The sequence below is a fragment of the Streptomyces sp. Ru72 genome (assembly GCF_002920635.1).
Classification (GTDB): domain Bacteria; phylum Actinomycetota; class Actinomycetes; order Streptomycetales; family Streptomycetaceae; genus Streptomyces.
The window spans coordinates 45,492-60,446 of record NZ_PQSR01000040.1; the positions used below are offsets into that span (position 1 = coordinate 45,492).

Here is a 14,955-nt window from a genome sequence, read left to right on the forward strand (position 1 = left end):
TCACGCTCCCGTGGCGACGAGGAGGGCGGCGACCGCCAGGACGACGGTGCCGGCGAGCAGCGCGCTCACATAGGTCTGCACGTTGCCGGTCTGGGCGCGCCGCACGGCGGCCCCGAGCAGGCGGGGCACGGCGCCCGCGCCGCGCACGTAGGTCTCGACGACCTCCCGGTCCAGGAACTGCACGAGGCTCGCTCCGGCCCTGACCGGGCGGACGAAGAGCCAGTCGTACACGGCGTCCAGGTGGAAGCCCTCGGCCGCGTGGCGGTGCAGCGGGCCGAGCAGGAGGCGCCCCGGGTCCGCCGGGTCGGGCGCGTAGGCGATGTCGCCGTACGCGGGCACGTGGCTTGCGATGGCCTCGGCCTCGACCAGGCCGGCGTCCGCCTCGGGGTGGGCCGCGACGGCACCCAGCGGGACGCGGCCGGCGAGTGCGGTGGTGTGCCGCCAGGCGCCGTAGGTCACGAGTGCGCCGACCAGGGCGAGGCCGGTGCCGAGGACGGAGGTGGTGAGCGTCGGCGTCAGGGAGCGTCCGTCGAACCAGTCGGGCAGGACGCGGTAGGCGAGGCCGAACGCGATCGACGGCGCGGCGAGCACCCACAGCACGGCGTTCATGACCAGCGGCTGCCTGCCGTGGTCGGGGGCCTGGGTTCCGTGCCCGTGAAAGGCGAGCAGCCACAGCCGGGTCGCGTACGCCGCGGTGAGCAGGGCCGTGACCAGGCCGGCGACGAGGACGATCCAGCCCGCGACGCCGGGGGCGTGCTCGGTGTGGCCGGTGGCGACGTGCTCGGCGGCGCCGAGGACGGACTCCTTGGAGAAGAAGCCGGAGAACGGGGGGATCGCGGCGAGCGCGAGGAGCGCCACGGTCATCGTCCAGAAGGCGTCGGGGATGCGGTCGCGCAGGTCCCTCATGCGGGACATGGCGGCCAGCGAGTTGGTTCCGGCGGCGTGGATGATCACGCCGGCGGCGAGGAACAGCAGCGCCTTGAAGGCGCCGTGGGACAGGAGGTGGAAGACGGCGGCACCGCGGTCGCCGACGGCGAGGGCGCCGGTCATGTAGCCGAGCTGGCCGATCGTCGAGTAGGCGAGGACGCGCTTGATGTCGTCCTGGGCGAGCGCGGCGAGCGCCGAGCCGGCCATGGTCACCGCGGCCATCACGGCGAGGACGACCATGGCGGCCGACGAGGCCTGGAAGACCGGGAGGAGACGGGCGATGAAGTAGACACCGGCGGCGACCATCGTCGCGGCGTGGATCAGCGCGGAGACGGGCGTCGGGCCCGCCATCGCGTCGGGGAGCCAGGTGTGCAGCGGGAACTGTGCCGACTTGCCCGCCACGCCGGCCAGGAGCAACAGGGCGACCAGGGTCGGGTGGTGCAGCCCGCCGCTCACGACGGCACCGAGGACGTGGGTGATGCGGAAGGAGCCGGCATCGGTGCCGAGCGCGAACAGGCCGATCAGGAAGGGCACGTCGCCGAGCTTGGTGACCAGGAAGGCCTTCAGGGAGGCGGCGCGGGCCTCCGGGGTCTCCCAGTAGTGGCCGACGAGGAAGTAGGAGCAGATGCCCATGACCTCCCAGCCGACCAGCAGCACGATCAGGTCGCCCGAGTAGACGACGAGGAACATCGCGGAGGTGAACAGGGAGACGAGCGCGGCGTAGGAGGGGTAGCGCGGGTCGTCGCGCAGGTATCCCGTCGAGTAGATCTGCACGCAGGTGGCGACGGTGCCGACCAGGACGGCGACGAGGGCGGCGAAGCCGTCGATGTGCAGGGCGAGTTCGATCGGGACCGAGCCGGTGGGCGTGAGCTCGGTGGCGGCGTCGAGGGCCCGGCCTCCGCCCTGGCGGGCTGCTACCAGCACGGCGAGGACGAGCGAGGCGAGGGTCGGCAGGACGGCGAGCGGGCGGACGAACCCGGGGACCGTGCGGCCGAGGAGCAGGCCTGCCGCGGCGCCGAGGAACGGAAGGAGGGGTACGAGGACGGCGAGGGTGGTCGTGGTCACGCGGTGGCCTCAGCCTTCTCGGCCGCAGGGGTCTCGCCGTCGTGGCCCTCGGCGGTGTCGCGGAGCCGGTCGATGTCCGAGGTGCCGCGGTTGCGGTACACGGCGAGGACGATCGCGAGGCCGATGCCGATCTCGGCGGCGGCGATGGCGATGGTGAACAGGGTCAGGGCCTGTCCTGAGTGCAGCGTCTCGCGGGCGGCACGGCTCAGCCAGACGTCGAAGGCGACGAGGTTGAGGTTGACGGCGTTGAGCATCAGCTCGACCGACATCAGGACGAGGATCGCGTTGCGGCGGGCGAGGACGCCGTACAGGCCCGTGCAGAACAGGAGGGCGGAGAGCACGGCGGGGTAGGCGAGGTGCATCAGCGGACGCCTTCCTTCTCGCTCCGGGTGTCCGGGGTGGCCGGGGTTCTCGCGGTGGTGGCCGCCGCGTCCGCCTTCGCCTTGCGGGAGAGGACGATCGCGCCGACCAGTGCGGCGAGGAGGAGGACGGAGAGGGCCTCGAAGGGGAGGACCCAGTTCTGGAAGAGGCTCGCGCCGGTGACCTCGGTGGAGCCGGAGGCGGCGCCCCCGAGGTCGATCCAGGTCGTGCGGAAGGCGTCGACGACCACCCACACCAGGGCGGCCGCGGCGGCGACGGCCACGGTGAGGGCGGCCCAGCGGTTGCCGGAGTCGGCGTCCGGGGAGCGGCCGATGGGGGCCTTGGTGAGCATCAGACCGAACAGGAGGAGGACGACGACGGAGCCGACGTAGATCAGGACCTGGACCCAGGCGATGAACTCGGCGGTGAGCAGGAGGTACTCGACGGCGAGCCCACCGAGCGTGACCACGAGCCACAGGGCGGCGTGCACCAGCTGCCGGGTGGTCACGGTGACCAGGGCGGCGCCGAAGGTGACCAGACCGACGAGGAGGAAGGCGATCTCGACGCCGGTCGGGGAGAGGAAGCCGTGCGAGGCCGCGGCGGCGGCGGCCGGCGCGGCGGAAGGCGTGTTCACGACTCTCCTCCCTGTGGCTCGGCGGGCTCTGCGTGGTCTGCGGGCTCCGCCTGCGCGGCGGCCAGCTTCTCGGCGGTCTTGCGGGCTGCCGCCATCTCCTTCGGCTCCTCGGCGCCCGGGTCGAGGGCGGGCGGGGCGGGCACGGTCCACATCCACTCGCGGAGCTTGTCGCGCTCGTGGGTGAGGTCGCGGATGTCGGTCTCGGCGTACTCGAACTCGGGGGACCAGAACAGCGCGTCGAAGGGGCAGACCTCGATGCAGATACCGCAGTACATGCAGAGGGAGAAGTCGATGGCGAAGCGGTCAAGGACGTTGCGGCTGCGTTCGCGGCCGCCGGGCGCGGCGGGCGGGACCGTCTCCTTGTGGGAGTCGATGTAGATGCACCAGTCCGGGCACTCGCGGGCGCACAGCATGCAGACCGTGCAGTTCTCCTCGAACAGGCCGATGACACCGCGGCTGCGGGGCGGCAGGGCGGGCTGGGCGTCGGGGTACTGCTCGGTGACGGACTTCTTCGTCATCGTGCGGAGGGTGACGGCGAGGCCCTTGGCGAGACCGGAGCCGGGAATCGACAGGCGGGGCCGCTCGGCGGGCGTCGTTGCGGGGTGGCGGTCGGGCGACGGGCGGGACACTAGGAGATCACCACCTTGACGATGCCGGTGAGGGCGATCTGGGCGAGGGAGAGGGGGATGAGGACGGTCCAGGAGAGCTTCTGGAGCTGGTCCTCGCGCAGTCGCGGGTAGGTGACGCGCAGCCAGATGACGACGAAGGCGAGGATCGCCGTCTTCAGCAGCGTCCAGAGCCAGCCGAGGCCGTCGGCGCCCCAGGGGCCGTGCCAGCCGCCCAGGAACAGGACGGTGGTCAGTCCGCACAGGACGATGATCCCGGCGTACTCGGCGAGCAGGAACAGGGCGAAACGGAGACCGGTGTACTCGGTGTACGCACCGAAGATGATCTCCGAGTCGGCGACGGGCATGTCGAAGGGCGGGCGTTGCAGCTCGGCGAGGCCGGCGACGAAGAAGACGATCGCGCCGACGATCTGCCAGGGCAGCCACCACCAGTGGAAGGCGTCGAGGATGCCGGGGAGCGACACGGTGCCCGCCGCCATGGCCACCGAGGCGGCCGCCAGCAGCATCGGGAGTTCGTAGGCGAGGAGCTGGGCGGCGGTGCGCAGGCCGCCGAGGAGGGAGAACTTGTTGGCGGAGGCCCAGCCGGCCATGAGGGAGCCGAGGACGCCGACGCCCATGACGGCGAGGACGAAGAAGATTCCCGCGTCGACGACCTGGCCGACGGCACCCTCGCTCGGGCCGATGGGGATGGCGAGGAGGACGAGGAGGTACGGCAGCAGGGCCACGGCGGGGGCCAGCTGGAAGATACGGCGGTCCGCGCCCGCCGGGACGACGTCCTCCTTCTGCGCGAACTTCACGCCGTCGGCGACGAGCTGGGCCCAGCCGTGGAAGCCGCCCGCGTACATGGGGCCGAGGCGGCCCTGCATATGGGCCATGACCTTGTGCTCGGTCTGACCGACGATCAGAGGGAAGGTGAGGAAGACGACGAACACGACGAGGAGTCGCAGGGCGACGTCGAGAGCGCCGTTCACCGCGTGCCTCCTGGGGGGTCGTCGGGGTCGGGGGACTTCTTCGGGGACTTCGGGATCTGCTGCGCGCCGTCGCTCCGGGTGCCTCCGGGACGGGTTTCGCCACGCTGGGCTTGACCGCCGGTCGCGTCGGGCTCCGCCGCGGGAGCGGTGTCGGCTTCCGCGGCTTGGGGCGCGGGGCTCGCAGGTTCGGTCGCGGGCTGCGCCGGTTCCGTCGCGGATTCGGTCGCGGGCTGCGCCGGTTCCGTGGCGGGCTCGGTCGCGGGCTGCGCCGGTTCCGTCGCGGGCTCGGTCGCGGGCTGCGCCGGCTCCGTCGCAGGCTCGGTCGCGGGCTGCGCCGGCTCCGTCGCAGGCTCGGTCGCGGGCTGCGCCGGTTCCGTCGCGGGCTCGGTCGCGGGCTGCGCCGGGCTTTCCGGAGCGGCGGGCCCGGACTCGTCGAAGGCCGGGCGGGCGTGGTGCCAGGGGGCGTCCGAGCTGCGGGGGGCGACGCCGGGCCTCCGGGGCGTGCCCTCGGCTGCCGGACCCTCGGCGCGCTGGGAGGCCGAACCCTCCGAGACACTACGCGCACGGCGCGGACCGGCGGAAGGCGCCGCCGGCTCGGCATCGCCCTCGGCCCGTTGCGACGCCGAGCCCTGCGACGCGCTGCGGGTACGCCGTGGACCTGTCGGCGCCGTCGCCGTGTCCTCAGCCGCGCGCTGCGAGGCAGAACCCTGCGACGCGCTCCGCGCACGCCGTGGCGGCGCCGCCGTCTCCGTGGGCTCGCCTCCCGCGGGGGCCTGGCTCGCGGAGCCCTCCGCTGCCGTGCGGGTGCGGCGTACGGGGCGTTCGCCCGCCGCTCGGCCTGCGGCGCGGGCCGGGCGGGCGGGGGCCGGAGGAAGCTGGCCCTTGAGGGGGCCCCACTCGTTCGGGTCGGGGACGCCCGGGGGCAGCATCTGGCGGCGCTTGGGGCCACCGTGGTCGGACTCGCCCGGCTCCTTCGCTCCGGGCCATGCCTTGGCGACCCGGGCCGCCAGCACGAAGTCCTTGCGCAGCGGGTGTCCCTCGAAACCCTCGGGCAGGAGCAGGTGCTCCAGCGCGGGGTGGCCCTCGAAGGTGATGCCGAACATCTCGTGGGTCTCGCGTTCGTGCCAGGCGGCGCCCGCGTAGACGTCCACGGCGGACGGCAGGACCGGGGCCCCGTGCGGGACGGTGGTACGGACGAGGAGGCGGCGGACCGGGGACAGGGCCACCACATGGGCCGAGACGCGCAGGCCCGTGCCCGGCTCGTCGACCGCGCTCAGCCAGTCGAAGTACGTGCAGCCCAGCTCGTCGCGCGCGACCCGGAGCGCCTCGGTCCAGGCCGTCGGGGTCACGTCGACGGTCAGGACCTCGTACGACTCCTCGGCCGTGGCCTCAGGGCCGAAGAGTTCCTCGACGGACGCGGGCAGCCAGCCGACGGCGGTCATCGCTCCTCCCGCTGATCCGGTTCGGGCGCCGAGGACGGCGGCTGGACCAGGCCGCTCTGCAGGGCCGCGGTGGACGGCCGCGAGGACCCGTACCGCTCCCCCAGCGACTCGCGCGCGATCTTCTCCTGGAGCTTGAGGATGCCCTGGAGCAGCGCCTCGGGACGCGGCGGGCAGCCGGGGACGTACACGTCCACCGGGATGATCTGGTCGACGCCCTTGGTGACGGAGTAGGAGTCCCAGTACGGGCCGCCGCAGTTGGAGCACGCGCCGAAGGAGATGACGTACTTCGGCTCGGGCATCTGCTCGTAGAGGCGTTTGACGGCCGGGGCCATCTTGTCCGTGACCGTGCCCGACACCACCATCAGGTCGGCCTGGCGCGGGCCCGGCGCGAACGGGATGACGCCGAGGCGGATGAAGTCGTGGCGGGCCATGGACGCGGCGATGAACTCGATCGCGCAGCAGGCGAGGCCGAAGTTGAAGACCCAGAGCGAATAGCGGCGTCCCCAGTTCAGGATCACCTTCATCGGCTCGGGGGCGAGGCGGGCCAGTGCGCCCAGCCTCTTGGGCTCCGGAAGCAGCACGGGGCCGGTGGCCTCGGTGGTCGAGGGGTTCACGTCCATGTCAGGACCCCCTTCTTGTACGCGTAGAGCAGTCCCACGGCCAGGAAGCCGAGGAAGACGAACATCTCCACGAGGGTGGTGGCTCCGTACCGCGGATCGGCGAAGACCGTGGCCCACGGGAAGAGGAAGATCGAGTCGACAGCGAAGATCACGTACAGGAACGCGTAGACGTAGTAGCGGACCTGCGTATGGGCCCAGCCCTCGCCGACGGGGTCGACACCGCACTCGTACGTCAGCAGCTTCTCCGGCGTGGGCACGACGGGGCGCAGCAGCCGGCCCGCGCCGAAGGCGACGGCGACGAAGAGCACGCCGACGACGGCGAGCAGCCCGACTACGGAGTAGGACTGGAAGTAGTCCGCCGCCACGACAGCGACGGCGGTCGGATGCGGCACGTCAGCCCCTCGCTCCCTGACCTCGTGACCCTGGTGAATCCTGCGATTCGACGATCTGTACGCACGGGAGTCTAGGCCCTGCTAAAGAGAGGGTAAGCAGCCCGTCGCACCGTGAGATGCCCTGGTACACGCATCACTCGCCGTCCGGCTCGCTTCACGTACCCAGGGCACGGCTCGGATCACCTCTCGCACCGGCCGGACCGGCGGAGGATGGGGACACCCCGAGGAAGTCCTGGCGGTCGGCTTCATGGTGCGGCGGCGCGGGGCGCGGCAGGCTGGCGGACATCACCGCACGAGGCCGGAGTCGGGGAGCCATGAACGAACGGGGTCGGGGGGCCATGAACGAACGGGGTCGGGGGGCCATGAACGTAGGCCGTACGAGCCAGGGCGTGCTGGACGGCGAGCGGCCGCCGCCCGTACGCCTGGCGCTGGAGGGGCACACCTGGCGGGAGATCGCGCATCTTCTGGCGAACCTGCCGATGTCGCTGATCGGGTTCACCTACGTGGTCACGGTGCTGTCCACGGGTGGGGCGCTGACGGTGACGGCGATCGGTGTCCCGCTGCTCGCGGTCGGCCTGCTGGGCGCGCGGCAGCTGGGCAAGCTGGAGCGGGCGCGGGCCAGGGTGCTGCTCGGGGTGCGGGTGGAGGAGCCGACTCCGCTGCCGTTGCGCAAGAGCGGCGGGGTGGTGCAGTGGCTGTCGATGACGCTGAAGGACCCGGTGGGCTGGCGGACTCTCCTGTACGACTTCGTCCGGCTGCCCTGGGGGATCCTGAGCTTCACGGTGACCTTGACGTCATTGTTCGTGCTGTGGCCGGTTCTGCCGTTGCTCGCACGCGGGCTCAGCAATGTGGACCGGGCGATGGTGCGCGGTCTGCTGTCCCCCTCCGACGAGCTGGAGCGGCGTATCGCCGAACTGGAGTCCGACCGTGGGGTGGTGGTGGACACGGCGGCGGCCGACCTGCGGCGCATCGAGCGCGATCTGCACGACGGAGCGCAGGCGCGCCTGGTGAACCTGGCGATGGGGCTGGGCCTCGCCAAGGAGAAGCTGCTCGAGGACCCGGACGCGGCGGCGGCGATGGTCGAGGAGGCGCACGGCGAGGTCAAGCTGGCGCTGCAGGAGCTGCGGGACCTCGCCCGCGGCATCCATCCGGCGGTCCTCACCGACCGCGGCCTGGACGCCGCGCTGTCGTCGGTCGCCGCGCGCTGCACGGTGCCGGTGAAGGTGACCGTCGACCTCGGTGCGAGGCCGGCCGCGGCGATCGAGGGCATCGCCTACTTCACGGTCTCGGAGCTGTTGCAGAACGTCAGCAAGCACAGCCGGGCCAGGTCCGCCTCCGTGGAGGTGTGGCGGACGGACGAACGACTGCTCGTCCAGGTGTGGGACGACGGCCGCGGAGGCGCGCGCCTCGACAGCGGCACGGGCATGGCGGGGCTCGCGGAACGGCTGGATGCGGTCGACGGCCTGTTCGTCGTCGACTCGCCGGTGGGCGGCCCGACGACGATCACGGCGGAGCTGCCGTGGCGGGACCGCGGAGACGAGGGACGGCGGCGGAGCTAGTGCCGCGCCCGCAGAGGGTCACCGGCTCGCGACGCCCGGCGCGGCACTGGTGGAGAGCCGGTCCCGGGCGTGCCCGGGGTGGGGAAAACCCCCGGTTGGAGACGCCGACGCGCTGCATGGCCGGGCGGGCGCGGACACAGCAGGGTGGAGGGACGAAGCGGGGTGGACGACTAGCAGAACGGACGAGCCGATGGCCACGCAGTACGGGCAGGGGTACGGAGAGTGGGGCGGCCCTGGATCCCAGGGCGCCGGGGGACGGCCGCACCGGCTTCCGGTGGCGCTGCGGGCGCCGATCGAGGCGCGCAGCTGGGGCGAGTTCTGCTACGTGCTGCTGAGCCTGCCGATCGGGATCGCGATGTTCGCCTACAGCGTCACGATGTTCTCGGTCGGGGCCGGGCTGCTGGTGACGTTCCTGGGCATCCCGGTGCTCGCGGCCGCGCTCGCCGGGTGCCGTGCCTTCGGGGTGCTGGAGCGGACCCGGGCGCGGGGGCTGCTGGGGCTGGAGGTGGCCGACCCGGAGCCGCTGCGGACGAACGGGCGCGGGGCGATGGCGTGGATGGGGGCGATGCTCAAGAGCGGGACGTCGTGGCGGCACATGCTGTACACGGTGCTGCGGTTCCCGTGGGCGGTGTTCTCGTTCTCGGTGGGGGTGAGTTTCTGGACGTGCGGGTGGGCGCTGCTGACGTATCCGCTGTGGTTCTGGGTGTTCCCGGTGTACGCCGGTCAGGGCGGGATCCAGCTGTACGGCGACGAGACACACCACGTGTACGTCGACAGCCCGTTCGAGATCACGGTGACCGCGCTGATGGGGCTGCTGATCACACTCGCCACGCCCTGGATCGTCCGGGGGCTGACGACCGTGGACCGGCTGCTGGTCCACGGGCTGCTCGGGCCGTCGCGGCTGGCGACCCGGGTGGTGGAGCTGGAGTCGGACCGCGGGGCGGTGGTGGACACGGCGGCGGCGGATCTGCGGCGCATCGAGCGCGATCTGCACGACGGGGCGCAGGCCCGGCTGGTGGCGTTGGCCATGGATCTGGGGCTGGCGAAGGAGAAGCTCGCGGAGGATCCGCAGGCGGCGGCGCGGATGGTGGAGGACGCGCACGGCGAGGTGAAGACGGCACTGCAGGAGCTGCGGGACCTGGCCCGTGGGATCCATCCGGCGGTCCTCACCGACCGCGGCCTCGACGCGGCGCTGTCGGCGGTGGCCTCGCGGTGCGCCGTGCCGGTGGAGGTGGAGGTGGACCTGCCGTCCCGGCCGGCCCCGGCGATCGAGGGGATCGCGTACTTCACGGTGTCGGAGCTGCTGCAGAACGTGAGCAAGCATGCGCGGGCGTCCCGGGCGACGGTGGATGTGTGGCGGGCCGAGGACCGGCTGCTGCTGCAGGTGTCCGACGACGGGGTCGGGGGCGCCGACGCCTCCGGCGGCTCGGGGCTGGCGGGGCTTGCGGGACGGCTCGACGCGGTGGACGGCGTGCTGGTGGTGGATTCGCCGGTCGGGGGGCCTACGCGGGTCACGGCCGAGTTGCCCTGGCGGGCATAGCCTCCGGCGGTGCGGCACCGGATATCCGCCCCGCCCCCCACCCGTACCCTCCCCGGGAGCTCGCCCCCGGGGAGGTCCGCCGTTCCCGACCTCTGAAGCGAGCCGGGCCCACCCATCCGCCTGACACACCCCTCTTTCGCCCCCGCAGCGGCCCCGCCCAGGCCGCGATCCTGAAATGCTGGAGCCCGTGGTACGGGACGAAGACAGGTTGTGGGGGGCCGGGGGATCGTGGAGGACAGGGTGCGGGTCGTCATCGCCGAGGATTCTGTGCTGCTCAGGGAGGGACTGACCCGGCTGCTGACCGACCGTGGGCATGACGTCGTCGCCGGTGTCGGGGACGCGGAGGCGCTGATCGGGACCGTCACCGAGCTGGCGGACCACGGCGAGTTGCCCGATGTCGTCGTCGCCGACGTGCGGATGCCGCCGACCCACACGGACGAAGGTGTCCGGGCCGCCGTCCAGCTGCGCAGGGCGCATCCCGGACTCGGTGTGCTCGTGCTGTCGCAGTACGTGGAAGAGCGGTACGCCACCGAACTGCTGGCCGGTTCCAGTCGCGGCGTCGGCTATCTGCTCAAGGACCGGGTCGCCGAGGTGCGCGAGTTCGTGGACGCCGTCGTGCGGGTCGCCGAGGGCGGCACCGCTTTGGACCCCGAGGTGGTCGCACAGTTGCTCGGGCGCAGCCGCAAGCAGGACGTGCTGGCGGCGCTCACCCCGCGGGAGCGGGAGGTCCTCGGGCTGATGGCCGAGGGACGGACGAACTCCGCGATCGCCCGGCAGCTGGTCGTCAGCGACGGAGCCGTCGAGAAGCACGTCAGCAACATCTTCCTGAAGCTCGGTCTGTCCCCGAGTGACGGGGATCACCGGCGTGTTCTGGCCGTGCTCACCTATCTCAACTCCTGAACAGCTGAGACTGTGTCAGGCGGCGCCGGATCCGGACACCACCGGGCTCCGGTGCCGCGTCCAGTCAGGCCCGAGGACGAGCAGGGAGCCTTTTCACGAGCAGCACCCGGGGGGCGAGGGAACGAATGATGACTAATCGGGGCGCCGGACCGTCTCACGATGGTGTCCATCATGCGAACGGCCGAGGGAAGGCGACCCTTACCGACGTAGGGTTGATCCTGGGAGAGCCGGTGGGACGGCCGCTCCCGGACAGCCGCCTCGAGGGAGGTCCAGTTCAGTGACCAGCCAGGTCAGCAGTCCAGCGGGACAGGCGGACGGTGCCGTCGTAGGAGAACAGCGCAAACCGGCGGGCACGAAGGACGTGCGCCGGCTCGACCGGGTGATCATCCGTTTCGCCGGTGACTCCGGTGACGGTATGCAGCTCACCGGCGACCGTTTCACCTCGGAGACGGCGTCATTCGGGAACGACCTGTCCACACTGCCGAACTTCCCCGCCGAGATCCGCGCCCCTGCCGGGACGCTGCCGGGGGTGTCGTCGTTCCAGCTGCACTTCGCCGACCACGACATCCTCACCCCGGGCGACGCCCCGAACGTTCTGGTGGCGATGAACCCGGCCGCTCTGAAGGCCAACGTGGGCGACCTGCCGCGCGGCGCGGAGATCATCGTCAACACCGACGAGTTCACCAAGCGCGCGATGCAGAAGGTCGGCTACGAGGCGTCGCCGCTGGAGGACGGGTCGCTCGACGGTTACAACGTGCACCCCGTGCCGCTGACCGCCCTCACCGTCGAGGCGCTGAAGGACTTCGACCTCACCCGCAAGGAGGCCGAGCGCAGCAAGAACATGTTCGCGCTGGGCCTGCTGAGCTGGATGTACCACCGGCCCACCGAGGGCACCGAGACGTTCCTGAGGACGAAGTTCGCGAAGAAGCCGGACATCGCCGCCGCGAACATCGCCGCCTTCCGGGCGGGGTGGAACTTCGGGGAGACGACGGAGGACTTCGCGGTCTCCTACGAGGTCGCCCCGGCCGTCAAGGCGTTCCCGGTGGGCACCTACCGCAACATCTCGGGGAACCTGGCACTGGCGTACGGCCTGGTCGCGGCCTCCCGTCAGGCGGACCTGCCGCTGTTCCTGGGCTCGTACCCGATCACTCCGGCCTCGGACATCCTGCACGAGCTGTCCAAGCACAAGAACTTCGGTGTGCGCACCTTCCAGGCCGAGGACGAGATCGCCGGCATCGGCGCCGCCCTCGGTGCGGCCTTCGGCGGGTCGCTGGCCGTGACCACCACCTCCGGGCCGGGCGTCGCGCTCAAGAGCGAGACGATCGGTCTCGCGGTCTCCCTGGAGCTGCCGCTGCTGATCGTCGACATCCAGCGCGGCGGTCCGTCCACCGGTCTGCCCACCAAGACCGAGCAGGCGGACCTGCTGCAGGCGATGTACGGCCGCAACGGCGAGGCCCCGGTCCCGGTGATCGCCCCGCGCACCCCGGCCGACTGCTTCGACGCGGCTCTGGAGGCGGCCCGGATCGCACTGACCTACCGCACCCCGGTCTTCCTGCTCTCCGACGGCTACCTGGCCAACGGCTCGGAGCCGTGGCGCATCCCCGAGCTGGACGAGCTGCCCGACCTCCGGGTGCAGTTCGCGCAGGGCCCGAACCACACCCTGGACGACGGCACCGAGGTGTTCTGGCCCTACAAGCGCGACCCGCAGACCCTGGCCCGCCCGTGGGCGCTCCCGGGCACCCCGGGTCTGGAGCACCGCATCGGCGGCATCGAGAAGCAGGACGGCACGGGCAACATCTCCTACGACCCCGCCAACCACGACTTCATGGTCCGCACCCGCCAGGCGAAGGTCGACGGAATCGTGGTACCCGACGTGGAGGTGGACGACCCGGACGGCGCGAGCACCCTCGTGCTCGGCTGGGGCTCGACGTACGGGCCGATCACCGCGGCCGTGCGCCGGCTGCGTGCGGCCGGGGAGTCGATCGCGCAGGCCCATCTGCGGCACGTCAACCCGTTCCCGCGGAATCTCGGCGCCGTACTGGGACGTTACGACAAGGTGGTGATCCCCGAGATGAACCTCGGCCAGCTCGCCACCCTCATCAGGGCGAAGTACCTGGTCGACGCCCACTCCTACAACCAGGTCAACGGCATGCCGTTCAAGGCGGAGCAGCTCGCCGCGGCGCTCAAGGAGGCCATCGATGGCTGAGACGACCACGGAAGGCACGGGCACGATCGAGGCGCTTTCGCTCGTCCCCAAGGCCGTGGCCAGGCAGTCCATGAAGGACTTCAAGTCCGATCAGGAAGTGCGCTGGTGCCCCGGCTGCGGTGACTACGCGATCCTCGCCGCCGTCCAGGGCTTCATGCCGGAGCTGGGCCTCGCGCGGGAGAACATCGTCTTCGTCTCCGGGATCGGCTGCTCGTCCCGCTTCCCGTACTACATGAACACGTACGGCATGCACTCCATCCACGGCCGGGCGCCCGCGATCGCGACCGGTCTGGCGGCCTCGCGGCGCGATCTGAGCGTGTGGGTGGTCACCGGTGACGGTGACGCGCTGTCCATCGGCGGCAACCACCTGATCCACGCGCTGCGCCGCAACGTGAACCTGAAGATCCTGCTGTTCAACAACCGGATCTACGGCCTGACCAAGGGCCAGTACTCCCCCACCTCCGAGGTCGGCAAGATCACCAAGTCGACCCCGATGGGTTCCCTCGACGCGCCGTTCAACCCGGTCTCGCTGGCCCTCGGCGCGGAGGCGTCCTTCGTGGCCCGCACGATCGACTCCGACCGCAAGCACCTCACCGAGGTGCTGCGCCAGGCCGCCGCCCACCCGGGCACGGCGCTGATCGAGATCTACCAGAACTGCAACATCTTCAACGACGGCGCCTTCGACGCGCTCAAGGACAAGCAGAGCGCCGAGGAGGCCCTGATCCGGCTGGAGCACGGGCAGCCGATCCGGTTCGGACCGGACAGGGCGCGCGGTGTCGTACGGGACCGGCAGACCGGCGACCTGAAGGTCGTCACCGTCACCCCGGAGAACGAGGCGGACATCCTGGTCCACGACGCGCACGCCGCCTCCTCCACCACGGCCTTCGCGCTCTCCCGCCTCGCCGACCCGGACACCCTGCACCACACCCCGATCGGCGTGTTCCGGTCCGTGGAGCGGCCCGTCTACGACACGGCGATGGCCGACCAGCTCGATGCCGCCATCGAGCAGAACGGCAAGGGCGACCTGGCCGCCCTGCTCGCCGGCGGGGACACCTGGACCGTCGTCGGCTGAGCGGTGCCGCCGTTCACGAGGCCCGGGCGGACACCGTCCGGGCCTCGTCGTATGCCTGGCGGGCCTTCTCCACGTCCGCCATGCGGTCATGGGTCCACACCGCCAGCGCCCGCACCTGCTCGGCGGCCTCGCGGCCCAGGTCGGTGAGGGAGTAGTCGACGCGCGGCGGGATCACGGGCTTGGCGTCCCGGTGCACCAGGCCGTCGCGTTCCAGCGTCTGCAGGGTCTGGGTGAGCATCTTCTCGCTGACGCGGGCGGTCCGCCCGATCGCCCGGCGCAACTCGCTGAAGCGGTGGGGACGGTCGAGCAGCTCGATCAGGACGAGCACCCCCCAGCGGCTGGTGAGGTGTTCCAGGACGAGGCGGTAGGGGCACATCGCCTCGGCGGCGTCACGCCTCTCGGCGGATCTCCCACTTACTGTCATGCAAGTACCTTACTTCAAAGTGGGTACTTTCGCTTGGTTAGCGCACCTCCTAGGGTAAGTGTCGGAAGGCACCCCACAAGGAGATCCAAGTCATGAGCATCGTCGTCACCGGAGCCACCGGACACCTCGGCCGTCATGTGGTGGAGCAGTTGCTGGAGAAAGTTCCGGCCGAGCAGATCACCGCCGTCGTCCGCACCCCGGAGAAGGCCGCCGACTT

At 71.5% G+C, this 14,955-nt stretch carries 15 protein-coding genes; 6 read left to right on the top strand and 9 right to left on the bottom strand.

Annotated features, from left to right (window positions below; translation table 11 throughout):
• The 8 genes from C3488_RS19890 to C3488_RS19925 form a co-directional block, all read right to left on the bottom strand.
• Entirely contained in the window at positions 1-1,992 is a 1,992-nt protein-coding gene (locus C3488_RS19890) for an NADH-quinone oxidoreductase subunit L (protein WP_103841234.1), read from the bottom strand.
• Positions 1,989-2,354: an NADH-quinone oxidoreductase subunit NuoK gene (gene nuoK, locus C3488_RS19895; protein ID WP_103841236.1), complete on the bottom strand. Its 366-nt coding sequence runs from the start codon at positions 2,352-2,354 to the stop codon at positions 1,989-1,991. Before nuoK ends, C3488_RS19890 begins: the two co-directional genes overlap by 4 nt.
• Positions 2,354-2,986, bottom strand: coding sequence for an NADH-quinone oxidoreductase subunit J (locus tag C3488_RS19900; protein ID WP_103841238.1), 633 nt, complete (start codon positions 2,984-2,986; stop codon positions 2,354-2,356). The genes nuoK and C3488_RS19900 overlap by 1 nt, the downstream gene beginning before the upstream one ends.
• On the bottom strand, positions 2,983-3,504 hold the full coding sequence (locus C3488_RS19905; RefSeq protein WP_103841268.1) for a 4Fe-4S binding protein: 522 nt from the start codon (positions 3,502-3,504) through the stop codon (positions 2,983-2,985). Before C3488_RS19905 ends, C3488_RS19900 begins: the two co-directional genes overlap by 4 nt.
• 110 nt (positions 3,505-3,614) lie before the next feature.
• Entirely contained in the window at positions 3,615-4,583 is a 969-nt protein-coding gene (locus tag C3488_RS19910) for a complex I subunit 1 family protein (RefSeq protein ID WP_103841240.1), read from the bottom strand.
• Positions 4,580-6,025 carry an NADH-quinone oxidoreductase subunit C gene (locus C3488_RS19915; RefSeq protein ID WP_103841242.1) on the bottom strand — a complete coding sequence of 482 codons (1,446 nt, stop codon included), beginning with the start codon at positions 6,023-6,025 and terminating at the stop codon, positions 4,580-4,582. Before C3488_RS19915 ends, C3488_RS19910 begins: the two co-directional genes overlap by 4 nt.
• Positions 6,022-6,645, bottom strand: coding sequence for an NADH-quinone oxidoreductase subunit B (locus C3488_RS19920; protein WP_103841244.1), 624 nt, complete (start codon positions 6,643-6,645; stop codon positions 6,022-6,024). The genes C3488_RS19915 and C3488_RS19920 overlap by 4 nt, the downstream gene beginning before the upstream one ends.
• Positions 6,636-7,037 (bottom strand): NADH-quinone oxidoreductase subunit A, encoded by a 402-nt coding sequence (locus C3488_RS19925; protein ID WP_103841246.1) that lies wholly within the window; start codon positions 7,035-7,037, stop codon positions 6,636-6,638. The genes C3488_RS19920 and C3488_RS19925 overlap by 10 nt, the downstream gene beginning before the upstream one ends.
• Before the next feature lie 362 nt (positions 7,038-7,399).
• Between C3488_RS19925 and C3488_RS19930 the strand changes: the two genes are divergently transcribed.
• The 5 genes from C3488_RS19930 (at position 7,400) to C3488_RS19950 (ending at position 14,314) form a co-directional block, all read left to right on the top strand.
• Complete coding sequence (locus C3488_RS19930) at positions 7,400-8,596, top strand: sensor histidine kinase (RefSeq protein WP_258053518.1); 1,197 nt, start codon at positions 7,400-7,402, stop codon at positions 8,594-8,596.
• A 190-nt stretch (positions 8,597-8,786) separates the two neighbouring features.
• Positions 8,787-10,136 carry a sensor histidine kinase gene (locus C3488_RS19935; protein ID WP_103841250.1) on the top strand — a complete coding sequence of 450 codons (1,350 nt, stop codon included), beginning with the start codon at positions 8,787-8,789 and terminating at the stop codon, positions 10,134-10,136.
• Positions 10,137-10,376: 240 nt separating this feature from the next.
• Positions 10,377-11,036 (top strand): response regulator transcription factor, encoded by a 660-nt coding sequence (locus C3488_RS19940; RefSeq protein ID WP_308460678.1) that lies wholly within the window; start codon positions 10,377-10,379, stop codon positions 11,034-11,036.
• Between the two features lie 277 nt (positions 11,037-11,313).
• On the top strand, positions 11,314-13,242 hold the full coding sequence (locus tag C3488_RS19945) for a 2-oxoacid:acceptor oxidoreductase subunit alpha (RefSeq protein WP_103841252.1): 1,929 nt from the start codon (positions 11,314-11,316) through the stop codon (positions 13,240-13,242).
• Positions 13,235-14,314, top strand: a complete 1,080-nt coding sequence (locus C3488_RS19950) for a 2-oxoacid:ferredoxin oxidoreductase subunit beta (protein ID WP_103841254.1) — start codon at positions 13,235-13,237, stop codon at positions 14,312-14,314. The genes C3488_RS19945 and C3488_RS19950 overlap by 8 nt, the downstream gene beginning before the upstream one ends.
• A 13-nt stretch (positions 14,315-14,327) precedes the next feature.
• Here the strand turns inward: C3488_RS19950 and C3488_RS19955 are convergent, their stop codons facing one another.
• Positions 14,328-14,738: a helix-turn-helix domain-containing protein gene (locus C3488_RS19955; protein ID WP_103841256.1), complete on the bottom strand. Its 411-nt coding sequence runs from the start codon at positions 14,736-14,738 to the stop codon at positions 14,328-14,330.
• Between the two features lie 92 nt (positions 14,739-14,830).
• Here C3488_RS19955 and C3488_RS19960 point away from each other — a divergent pair.
• Positions 14,831-14,955: NAD(P)H-binding protein (locus C3488_RS19960; RefSeq protein WP_146067895.1), on the top strand; the 125-nt coding region annotated here is incomplete at its 3' end.

Coding starts and splice junctions, on each gene's coding strand:
- C3488_RS19955 (WP_103841256.1), bottom strand. CDS start 14,738: ATGACAGTAAGTGGGAGATCCGCCGAGAGGCGTGACGCCGCCGAGGCG.
- nuoK (WP_103841236.1), bottom strand. CDS start 2,354: ATGCACCTCGCCTACCCCGCCGTGCTCTCCGCCCTCCTGTTCTGCACG.
- C3488_RS19920 (WP_103841244.1), bottom strand. CDS start 6,645: ATGGACGTGAACCCCTCGACCACCGAGGCCACCGGCCCCGTGCTGCTT.
- C3488_RS19930 (WP_258053518.1), top strand. CDS start 7,400: ATGAACGTAGGCCGTACGAGCCAGGGCGTGCTGGACGGCGAGCGGCCG.
- C3488_RS19935 (WP_103841250.1), top strand. CDS start 8,787: ATGGCCACGCAGTACGGGCAGGGGTACGGAGAGTGGGGCGGCCCTGGA.
- C3488_RS19915 (WP_103841242.1), bottom strand. CDS start 6,025: ATGACCGCCGTCGGCTGGCTGCCCGCGTCCGTCGAGGAACTCTTCGGC.
- C3488_RS19905 (WP_103841268.1), bottom strand. CDS start 3,504: ATGACGAAGAAGTCCGTCACCGAGCAGTACCCCGACGCCCAGCCCGCC.
- C3488_RS19950 (WP_103841254.1), top strand. CDS start 13,235: ATGGCTGAGACGACCACGGAAGGCACGGGCACGATCGAGGCGCTTTCG.